Annotated in this window: 5 protein-coding genes and 2 pseudogenes; 6 read left to right on the top strand and 1 reads right to left on the bottom strand. The window is 76.0% G+C overall.

All coding sequences use genetic code 11. The features are described from left to right. Positions 1–428, top strand: a pseudogene (locus HCN52_RS16715) (HEAT repeat domain-containing protein); the annotation flags it as partial. Between the two features lie 87 nt (positions 429–515). Then, positions 516–4,130, top strand: a complete 3,615-nt coding sequence (locus tag HCN52_RS16720) for a hydantoinase B/oxoprolinase family protein (protein WP_168089260.1) — start codon at positions 516–518, stop codon at positions 4,128–4,130. Between the two features lie 55 nt (positions 4,131–4,185). Here the strand turns inward: HCN52_RS16720 and HCN52_RS16725 are convergent, their stop codons facing one another. Further along, a complete protein-coding gene (locus HCN52_RS16725) occupies positions 4,186–4,641 on the bottom strand; it encodes a cyclic nucleotide-binding domain-containing protein (RefSeq protein ID WP_168089261.1) in 456 nt (151 codons plus the stop codon). A gap of 239 nt (positions 4,642–4,880) precedes the next feature. Here HCN52_RS16725 and HCN52_RS16730 point away from each other — a divergent pair, with 239 nt between their 5' ends. The 4 genes and pseudogenes from HCN52_RS16730 to HCN52_RS16745 form a co-directional block, all read left to right on the top strand. Then, entirely contained in the window at positions 4,881–6,965 is a 2,085-nt protein-coding gene (locus tag HCN52_RS16730; RefSeq protein WP_168089262.1) for a SpoIIE family protein phosphatase, read from the top strand. A gap of 215 nt (positions 6,966–7,180) precedes the next feature. Further along, positions 7,181–8,707 carry a hypothetical protein gene (locus HCN52_RS16735; protein WP_168089264.1) on the top strand — a complete coding sequence of 509 codons (1,527 nt, stop codon included), beginning with the start codon at positions 7,181–7,183 and terminating at the stop codon, positions 8,705–8,707. A 64-nt stretch (positions 8,708–8,771) separates the two neighbouring features. Further along, positions 8,772–9,635 (top strand): hypothetical protein, encoded by an 864-nt coding sequence (locus tag HCN52_RS16740; RefSeq protein WP_168089263.1) that lies wholly within the window; start codon positions 8,772–8,774, stop codon positions 9,633–9,635. A 47-nt stretch (positions 9,636–9,682) separates the two neighbouring features. Then, positions 9,683–10,945 (top strand): annotated as a pseudogene (locus HCN52_RS16745) (hypothetical protein); the annotation flags it as partial.

Here is a 10,945-nt window from a genome sequence, read left to right on the forward strand (position 1 = left end):
AGTTGGCCGCCACCCTGCTCGCCCACCGCGGCGGCAGCGCCGACGCCGGCGCCGTGCACGACGCACTGCGGCGGGCCGTGCAGCTGGGCGGGCCCGACAGCGACGTCCTGCCGCCCCTGGTCGACGGCGTCGGCCGGCTGGGCGTGCGCGCCGCCGCGCCGGCGCTCCGCCACGTCTACCGGGAGACCGCCTCCTCGGCGCTGCGCGGCCGGGCGGCCCTGGCCCTGGAGACCGCCGACCCGTCGTTCCCGACCGGCCTGGCGGTGGAGTGCCTGTGGGACTGCGAGGAGGACACCCGCGAGGTCGCCGCCCGCGCCGCCACCAGCGGCGACGCCCGCGTCGCCGACCGGTTGCGGCGGCTGGCCGCCGACCCGGCCGAACGCGACGGGGTGCAGACGGCGGTCCGCGGCCGGCTCGCCGGGGCCTGAGGAGCGGCGCCCACCGCCGCCGGGCACGCCACCCCACCGGTGCGGCGGGCACGGCGCCCACCGCCGCCCTTTGGCACCATGGCCGCCATGACTGGACGCTGGGAGTTCTGGATCGACCGGGGTGGCACCTTCACGGACGTCGTGGGCCGGCGCCCCGACGGGCGGCTGGAGACCGCCAAGTTGCTCTCCCACGCGCCCGACCGGTACCGCGACGCTGCCGTCGCCGGCATCCGCCGCATGCTCGGGGCCGCACCGGAGAAGCCGTTCCCGGCCGACCGCGTCGCCCTCGTCAAGATGGGCACCACCGTCGCGACCAACGCGCTGCTGGAACGGCGCGGCGAACCCACGGTGCTGGTGACCACCGCCGGGTTCCGCGACGCGCTGCGCATCGCCTACCAGAACCGGCCCCGGCTCTTCGACCGCCGCATCCTCCTCCCCGAGGCGCTGTACGACCGGGTGATCGAGCTGCCCGAGCGGGTCGCCGCCGACGGCCGTACCGTGCTGCCGCTCGACGAGGCGGCGGCCGAGCGCGCGCTGCGCGAGGCGCACGCCGCCGGATACCGCAGCGCCGCCGTGGTGCTGGTCCACGGTTACCGCCACCCCGACCACGAGCGCCGTGTGGCGCGTATCGCCGAGGGCGTCGGCTTCACCCAGGTCTCCGCCTCCCACGAGGTGAGCCCGCTCATCAAGCTGGTGCCGCGCGGGGACACCACCGTCGTGGATGCCTACCTCTCGCCGGTGCTCCGCCGCTACGTCGAGCAGGTGGCCGCCGAACTGGCGGGTGTGCGGCTGATGTTCATGCAGTCCAACGGCGGGCTGCGTCGCGCCGCAGCCTTCCGGGGCAAGGACGCGGTGCTCTCCGGGCCGGCCGGCGGGGTCGTCGGCATGGCCCGCAGCTGCGCGGAGGCCGGGTACGACCGGGTCATCGGCTTCGACATGGGCGGCACCTCCACCGACGTCTCGCACTACGCGGGCGAACTGGAACGGGTGCTGGGCGCCCAGGTCGCCGGGGTCCGGATGCGGGCCCCGATGATGGACATCCACACCGTCGCGGCCGGCGGCGGCTCGATCCTCCACTTCGACGGTGCCCGCTACCGTGTGGGGCCCGAATCCGCCGGCGCCGACCCCGGCCCCGCCGCCTACCGCCGCGGCGGCCCGCTCACCGTCACCGACGCCAACGTGATGCTCGGCCGGGTGCAACCCGACCACTTCCCGCACGTCTTCGGCCCCGACGGGGACCAGCCGCTGGACGCCGCGGCGGTCCGCGAGCGGTTCGCCGCGCTGGCGGCGGAGATCGCCCGGACGACCGGCGACTCCCGAGGGCCGGAGGAGGTGGCGGCGGGCTACCTGGAGATCGCGGTCCTCAACATGGCGAGCGCCGTCAAGAAGATCTCCGTGGAGCGCGGCCACGACGTGACCCGGTACGCGCTCGCGGCCTTCGGCGGGGCGGGCGGTCAGCACGCGTGCGCGGTCGCGGACGCGCTCGGCATCGACACCGTGGTGGTGCCGCCGCTGGCCGGGGTGCTCTCCGCCTACGGCATCGGCGTCGCCGACGCCACCGCGCTGGGGGAGCGGTCGGTCGAGCGCCCGCTCGACGCGGCCACCGCGGCCGAGGTCGACCGGGTCGCAGCGGAACTCGCCGAGGCGGCGCGCGCGCAACTGGCGGCCGACGGGGTGCCCGCCGACGGCGTCCGGGTCCACCACACCCTGCACCTGCGCTACGCGGGCACCGACGCCGCGATCCCGGTGCCGCTGGACACCCCCGAGGCGATGGCCGACGCCTTCGCACGCGCCCACCAGGCCCGGTACGGCTTCACCGCGGAGAAGGAACTGGTCGCGGCGACCGTGGCGACCGAGGCGGTCGGCCCGCCCGGGCCGCCCTCCGCCCCCGCCCTCCCGACCGCCACCGGCGGTGCCCCCGTACCGGTCGCCCGCGTCGAGCTGTACGCCGACGGTGCCTGGCGCGAGGCACCGCTGTACCGCCGGGGCGAGCTGCGCGCCGGGGACACCGTCGAAGGCCCGGCCATCCTCGCCGAGGACGACGCCACCACCGTCGTCGACACCGGCTGGCGCGCCGGGGTCACCGACCGCGGCCACCTGGTGCTGGACCGCGTGGCGCCGCGGCCGCGCGCCACTGCCGTGGGCACCGAGGTGGACCCGGTGCGACTGGAGGTGTTCAACAACCTCTTCATGGCGATCGCCGAGCAGATGGGGCTGGCACTGGAGAACACCGCGCACTCGGTGAACATCAAGGAGCGCCTGGACTTCTCCTGCGCCCTCTTCGACGCCGAGGGCAACCTGATCGCCAACGCCCCCCACATCCCGGTCCACCTGGGGTCGATGGGGGAGTCCATCAAGGAGGTGCTCCGCCGCAACACCGGCACCCTGCGCCCGGGGGACGTGTACGCCGTCAACGACCCGTACCACGGCGGCACCCACCTGCCCGACGTCACCGTCGTCACCCCCGTCTTCGCCACCGGGCCGGTCGACGGCGCCGCCGCACCCGAGCTGCTCTTCCTGGTCGCCTCCCGCGGACACCACGCCGAGATCGGCGGCATCACCCCCGGCTCGATGCCGGCGTTCAGCCGCACCGTCGAGGAGGAGGGGGTGCTGATGGACAACTGGCTGCTGGTGCGCGACGGGCGGCTGCGGGAGGCGGAGACCCGCGCACTGCTGACCGGCGGCACCCACCCCTCCCGTGACCCCGACGCCAACCTCGCCGACCTGCGCGCCCAGATCGCGGCCAACGAGAAGGGCATCGCCGAACTGCGCCACATGACCGAGCAGTTCGGCCTGGACGTGGTCCAGGCGTACATGGCCCACATCCGGGCCAACGCCGAGGAGTCGGTCCGTGCCGTGGTTCCCGGGATCCGCGACGGCGCCGTGCGCTACGAGACCGACGCGGGCGCCGTCATCGCGGTCTCCGTCACCGCCGACCGGGAGCGCCGCAGCGTGGTGATCGACTTCGCGGGGACCTCGGAGCAGCAGCCGGGAAACACCAACGCGCCCAGTTCGGTGGTGACCGCCGCCGTGCTCTACGTCTTCCGGACCCTCGTCGGCGACGACATCCCGCTCAACAGCGGCTGCCTCACCCCGCTGGAGATCCGCATCCCCGAGGGCAGCATGCTGGCGCCGCGCCACCCGGCCGCGACGGTCGCGGGGAACGTGGAGACCTCGCAGGCGGTGACCGGCGCACTGTACGCGGCCCTCCGTGTCCAGGCCGAGGGCTCGGGCACCATGAACAACGTCACGTTCGGCAACGACGGCTTCCAGTACTACGAGACCGTGGCCAGCGGCTCCGGCGCCGGCGACGGCTTCGCCGGCACCGCGGCCGTCCAGACCCACATGACCAACTCACGGCTCACCGACCCCGAGGTCCTGGAGTGGCGCTACCCGGTGCGCGTCGAGGAGTTCTCGGTGCGCACCGGCAGCGGCGGCGCGGGCCGCTGGCCCGGCGGTGACGGCGTGGTGCGGCGGCTGCGGTTCCTGGAACCCGTGACGGTCACCCTCCTCAGCGGGCACCGCCGGGTACCGCCCTACGGGATGGCGGGCGGCGCCCCCGGGGCGCTCGGGGAGAACACGGTCATCCGGGCCGACGGCGCCGCCGAGCGGCTCGCCGGCTCGGACACCGCCCGGCTGGCCGCCGGCGAGCAGCTGCTGCTGCACACCCCCGGCGGCGGCGGGTACGGCGAGGCGCGGTGACGCCCGCCGGGCACCGGGCGGGACCCGGTGCCCGGCGGTGCCGGGGCCGGTTCCCTCACCACCCGGCCGCGTACGGCGCGTAGCGGTCCAGCAGCCGGGAGCGGGCACTGTGCACCCGGTGCGCCAGGATCTCGGCCACCACCCGCAGCAGCGCGTACCCGAAGACCGGGTCCTCGTCGCACATTCGCTGCACCCGGCGGCCGTCGAACTCCACGGTCCGCACCGGGCTCAGCGCCTCGGCGCCGAAATCCCACGCGTAGGGCGGGAACAACCAGGACCAGCCCAGCATGTCGCCCATGCGCAGCGTCGCGACCTCCATGGGCCGCGGCCCCTCGCCCAGCCGCAGGTCCAGGGTGACCGAGCCCGAGCGGATCACCCAGAACCGGTCCGCCCTCTCCCGCTCCTCGAAGATCCGCGTACCCTGCGGGAACGCCGCCTCCCGCCCGACGGACAGCAGCCGATCCCGCTGCTCCGGGGCCAACGCCTTCAGCAGGTGCTTCTCCACACTCATGCAGCGACCTCCTCGCACTCGCGGGACGGAGCGGACCCGCCCGCGGCGGACGTTCGCAGCGCCCGTCACCATTGACCCCCATTCACCCGGATGCCGCATCCCCAGCCGTCCCGGCAGCACCGGGAGCGCCACGGTGTCCCGGGCGTGCGCCCCACCGGGGCCCGCCGCGCGCGCCCGGCGCGGCTGTCGTTGAATGGCTCCCGGCAGCGGTGGGAACGGCGCGGCGAGAGGCGGACGGCGTGGCCGGTGAGGGCGAGCACGGGTGGAACGACCCCGCGCACGACGACACGGACGGGACACCCCGGCCCGGGGAGCCGCCGGCGGGCGGCGCCGTGGCCGCGTACTTCGTGACCGACCTCTCGGGGGCGGTGCGGGGATGGAGCGGCGAGGCCGCCGCTCTCCTCGACCGGCCCGCGGCGGCGGTGCTGGGCGCGCCGGCGGCCGACCTGGTCGACCCCTCCCACCGGGAGCGGGCCGACCGCTGGTTCCGGGGGACCGGGTCCGAGGACGCAACGGTGCTCCCCGCGACGCGGGGCGACGGCACCGCCCTCCCGCTGGTCCTCGGCAGGCGACTGCTGACCGGTGCCGACGGCGCCACCACGGTGCTGGTGCGGGCGGCCACCGCCCCGCGGGATGCCGCCGCCGAGCCCGCGCTCGCCGCCGGCCTCGTGGACCAGTCGCCGGTCGGTCTGGGCATGGTCGGCCCGGACCTCCGGTGGCTGCTGGCCAACCCCGCCCTGGCCCGGATCAACGGCACCGACCGCGCCGCTCTCCTCGGCCGGGAGCTCGGCGCGGCCGGAGCGGGCGTGGACACCCCCGAGGTCGCCGAGGCCCTGCGTCGGGTGCTCTCCGACGGCGCTCCCGTCTCCGACCGGCAGATCACCGGCACCACCCCGTCGGACCCCGGCACCGAGCACGTCTGGTCGGCCTCCTTCCACCGGGTGCGGGACGACGAGGGCGGGACGCTCGGCGCCGCGGCCTCCGTCGTCGACGTCACCGCGCGCCACCGTGCGGCGGCAGAGGTCGCCGCGGCCCGGGAGCGGTTGGCGATGATCGCCGAGGCGGGGCGCCGCATCGGCACCACCCTGGACCTGCAGCACACCGCCCAGGAACTGGCCGACGTGATCGTCCCCCGGCTGGCGGACCTGGCCGCCGTCGACGTCCTCGACTCCGTCTTCAGCGGTGAGGTCGTGGCGCCCGTCGCCGAGGACGGCTCGGCGCGCTTCCGCGCCCTCGCCGTGGCCTCCCGCAGCGACCACAGCGGCGCGGAGCGCGCCCCCGACCGGGTCGGCGGCATGGTCTCCTACGGCCCGCACCGCCCCATCACCCAGTGCGTCGCCGAGGCCCGTCCGGTGCTGCTGCCGCAGGTGGGCCCCCGCACCCTGCGCCGCATCGCGCGCGACGAACGCGCCGCCGCCGTCCTCGCCGAGTCCGGCGTCCACTCCTACCTCGCCGTACCGCTCGTCGCCCGCGGCGACATCCTGGGCACGCTCAGCCTCTGCCGCACCGGAGCCACCCCCCGACCGTTCGACGAACAGGACCTCGCCCTCGCGGTGGACCTCGCCGGACGCGCCGCGATCTGCGTCGACAACGCCCGCCTCTACAGCCGCGAGCACAACGCGGCGCTCGCCCTGCAGCGCGGTCTGCTGCCCCGCATACCGGACCGCCCCCTCGCCCTGGACCTGGCCTTCCGCTACCTCCCGGCCGTGCGCGAGGTGGGCGGCGACTGGTTCGACGTCCTCCCCCTGCGCGGCGGACGGATCGGTCTCATGGTGGGCGACGTCATGGGCAAGGGCGTCCAGGCAGCGGCGATCATGGGACAACTGCGGTCCACCACGCGGGCCCTGGCCCGCCTCGACCTGCCCCCGGCCGATCTGCTGGACCACCTCGACGCCACCGCCGAGTACCTGGGCGACTCCATCGCCACCTGCGTCTACGCGGTGTACGACCCCGCCCGCGGCCGCTGCGAGATCGCGGCCGCCGGACACCTCCCGCCGGTCCTGGTCAGCCCCGCGGGCCGGGCGGCCTTCCTCGACACCCCGGTCGCCGCCCCGCTCGGAGTCGGGGCCGGCGGCTTCGCCGCGCTCCACTGCGACCTGCCCGGCGACGCCACCCTCGCCCTCTTCACCGACGGCCTGGTCGAGTCGCGCCATGCTCCCCTGGACACCGGCCTCGACCGCCTGCTGCGCCTGCTGGACGGCCGCCCCCGCCCGCTGGAGGAGACCTGCGACCGGATACTGGACGCGCTCGACCCCGCCGCGCGGGACGACATCGCGCTGCTGCTCGCCCGGCCGCCCCGCTCCGCCGGGCTGCCGTCCCGCTGACCAGGGACGGGCACCCCGGTCGCCCCTGCTGCGGTGGTCCGGCAGGGCCCGCGCGGTGACGTAAGCTGCGGTGATGCCGTGCCGTGCCGCGCCACGCCGCACCGCGATGCGGACCAACCGCCCGCGGTGGGACGGAAGCCGCCGAGGCGACAGGGCCACCCGAACCAACCGTTGTCGGTCCGACCGCCTACGCTGTGCCCGTGACGACGCATCCGGTGCCCGCCCCGCGGTCCGCGGCCGGCGCAGCCCCCGCACCGCCCGCCGGCCGACCCGCTCCCGGACCGGCCGCCGACGAGGGTCTGGCCCGGCGGCTGCGCGCGCTGGCCTGCACCGCCCCGCTGCACGACCTCGACGTCCGCAAGGCCAACCTGGCGGGCGAGTACTCCGGTTACGCCATGGCCGAGGTCGCGCTCGCCGCGATCGACCTCGTCACCCTCGCCATGGACTTCGACACCGGAGCCGACCACGACGACGTGGTCGCCCGGCTCGTCCCCCGCGTCGCGGCCCAGGCCCCCGAGCGGCCGGCGACCGAGCACCGCCGCGTCGCCCGCTGGGTGCTGGAGAACCTCATCAACGTCGGCAGTGTCGACCGCGGATTCCGGGCCGTCTACGGCACCTTCGGCTCCGACGGCGCCTACGTCCGCCGCGACTACGACTTCAAGCTCGTCGAGGAGCTTCCCGACCCCGCCGGCGGCGTCTGCCTGCGGACCACCGACGAGGCGGTCAACGTCCTGGTCGGCGCGCTCGACACCGACGTGACCAGCGCGCAGATCGCGGCCGAGGTGAAGCTGGAGGTGCTCATCAGCCGCGGCCGGCTGGCGGACGCCCAGCTCGCCGCCGAGCAGGCGCGCTACCGCACCGTCCAGTACGCCGAGACCCTGCGCCGCACGCTGGAGGCGACGCGGCGCAACGTGCGTTCCGTCGACTGGCTGCGCACGGTCCCGGACATGATCGCCGAGGCGCTGGACCACATCGCCGACCGCTACCGGCACGAGAACGCGATCCTCACCAACATCCGCCGGGCGCGGGACGAGGCCGACCCCGCCGGCCCGCGGGCCGCCGAGCACAAGCTCCGTGCCGCGGAGCTGGTCGACATCGTCAAGGACTGCATCCGCCGCCACACCCAGCTCCAGTCGCGGCTGCTGGAGGCGGGTCCGCTCTTCCGGGCCGAGCAGGACCGCCAGGAGTTCGCGCCGCCCTCGGGCCGTGTCGGCCTCGACCTCCACGGCCAGCTGCTGACGCCGCTGCTCCCCGAACCGCTGGAGCGCGCCGTCCGGGTGACCGACGCCTGGTTCTCGCACGGCGCCGGGTTCCGGGCCCCGGGCGCCGTCCGCCTCGGGGACCTCACCGAACTCCTGCTCAGCCCGCCCGCGCCGCGCGAGCACCTGGGCGCCGAACTCCCCGAGCCCGACCTCGTCGCCACCCCGGACGACAGCCGCTTCAGCGAGGAGCAGTTGGCGGCCGCCAAGGCCCTCCTCGACCTGCCGCCCGACGCACCCCGGCGGCTCTCCGGCCTGTTGGCGCGGGCCCGGCGCGACGATCCCGACCTGCCCTACCTGGTGGCGCTGCTCGCCGTCCACGCCGCCAGCCCCCCGGTCGGCACCGCGCACCGCCAGGGCGACGACCGCCTGCTGTTCGCCGTCGACGACGGCGAGGAACTGCGGGACCCGGAGTTCGGCGGCGCCGACCTGGTCGTCGGCACCGCGCTGCTGGAGTACGCCGCCGGCGACCCCGGCAGCTGACGCCCCACCACGCCCGCACCGCAGCCATCCACCGCAGCCACCACCCCCGAGGAGCGACCCGCCCGTGACCGACCCAGGAGCCGAGACCGCGCCCGCCCCCGCACCGCAGGGCGCGGTCACCCCCGCGGACGCCGCGGACGCCGCCCGGCTCGTCGCCTTCGGTCTCCAGCCCCGCCTCCAGCCCGTCCGCGACGCCGAGTACGCCGCCGCCGTCCGCCGCTACCAGGAGGACCCGCCCTTCGCGCGCCTCACCGATGCCGTCGCCACCGGGCTGGGGCTCATCGTGCTGGAGGTCTCCACCCGCGCGGGCATGGCGGTCGCCGCGGACGAGGAGTCCGTCTTCGCGGTGCGCATGGGTGACTACGCCCGCCGCGCCGCCGGGGACTCCACCGACCGCTTCCTCCACGGCCTCGCCCACCTCGCCGTCGCCGCGCTCGCCTTCCCCCGGCCGGAGGACCTCGCGGACGACGGCTACCTCGGGAGGATCACCGTCAACGGCGTCGACGCCTTCGTGCGCCAGGCGTGCCGACGGCTGGAGGAGCGCGCCGAGGCCGCGGGGGAGAACACCGATCCGCAGAGCGGGGCCCCCGGCCTGGAGGCCGCCTGGCGCGTCTACGCCCGGCGCAGCGCCACCGGCGCCACCAAGGACGCCCGGCGGCTCGCCGGCTCCACCACCGGCATCATCGCCAAGGCGGTCTCCTTCCTCGCCGAGTCCGGGTTCCTGCAGCGCACCGGTGACGACGAGGGGGGCGCCTACCGCACCACCCCCCGCTACCAGCTCCAGGTCCGCGACATGGCGGGCCGCGCGGCCATGAGCGAACTCCTGGAGCTGGGCCTGGTGCCCGTCTCCGACGGCAGCGCCTCCCTCGCCCCCGCGCCCGGGGAGGACCACCTCCCCGACGGCGCCGGCCTGCCGTTCCACGGCTGAGCAACCCGTCCGCCCCGCCCCCTCCCCACCTCCTGTGAGTGCCCGCCATGTACGAGCTGTCCCGGGTCCGCCTCTACTCCATCGGACCCGCCGGCGCCCGCTACGCCGACACCGTCCTCGACCTGCGCGGTGTCGGTGAGGAGGTACCGGAACCGGCGCCGGTGCAGGCCGACTTCTTCGAGGAGGCGCCGAGCGGGCCGCCCCGCCGCCCCGCCCCCGCGGGGGTGCTCTTCCTGGAGAACGGCGGCGGCAAGTCCGTTCTGCTGAAGCTGATCTTCTCCGTGATGCTGCCCGGCCACCGCAACACGCTCGGCGGCGCCAGCTCGGGGGTCCTGCGGAAGTTCCTGCTCGCGGAGGACTGCGGCCACGTCGCGCTGGAATGGCAGCACACCCTCACCGGCGAGTCGGTGGTGGTCGGCAAGGTCAGCGAGTGGCGCGGCCGGCAGGTCTCGAACGACCCCCGCAAGTTCGCCGAGGCCTGGTACTCCTTCCGGCCCGGCCCCGGCATGACGCTGGACTCCCTGCCGGTGGCGGAGAGCACCGCGCTGCGTACCGCGCCCGAACGGGAGGGCGCCTCCGGCGCCTCCGGGCGGCGCCGCACCATGAAGGGCTTCCGCGACGTCCTCACCGAGACCGGGAAGGCCTACCCCAACCTCGACGTCGTCTGGGAGGAGGTCCACGAGCGCTGGAAGGAGCACCTGGAGGCGCTCGGGCTGGACCCCGAACTCTTCCGCTACCAGCGCGAGATGAACGCCGACGAGGGCGAGGCCGCCGGACTCTTCGCCGTCAAGAACGACGCGGACTTCACCGACCTGCTGCTCCGTGCCGTCACCGACACCCGCGACACCGACGGGCTCGCCGACCTCGTCCACGGCTTCTCCCACAAGCTCGGTCGCCGCGCCGAGCTCACCGCCGAACGCGACTTCACCGCGGGTTCGCTGGAGCTGCTCCACCGCATCGCGGAGGCCGCCGACCTCCGGGGGCGGGCCCGCGCCGTCCACGCCGGCGCGGAGACCCGCACCCGCGCGCTCGCCGGCCGGATGTCCGCCCGCGGCGCGGCCGAACGCGACCGCGCCCAGGCACTTGCCACCCGGGTCCAACAGGCCGCCGAGACGGTCACCGCCGCCTCCCGCGCCCGGGAGGGGGCCGCCCGCACCACCGCGGAACTCGCCTACCGCCACGCCTCGCTGGCCCTCGCCGCCGCGGAGCGGTCGGCCGCCGGGCTGCGCCGCGAACTGACCGAGGCGCGCGCCGTCCACGCCGCGTGGCAGGCCGCCGAGACCGTGCTGCAGCACGGCGCCGCCACCGAC

The organism is Streptomyces bohaiensis (assembly GCF_012033785.1).
Taxonomy (GTDB): Bacteria; Actinomycetota; Actinomycetes; order Streptomycetales; family Streptomycetaceae; genus Streptomyces; species Streptomyces bohaiensis.

Excerpts from the sequence above, each read along its gene's own strand:
- HCN52_RS16720 (WP_168089260.1), top strand. The coding sequence starts at position 516 with ATGACTGGACGCTGGGAGTTCTGGATCGACCGGGGTGGCACCTTCACG.
- HCN52_RS16725 (WP_168089261.1), bottom strand. The coding sequence starts at position 4,641 with ATGAGTGTGGAGAAGCACCTGCTGAAGGCGTTGGCCCCGGAGCAGCGG.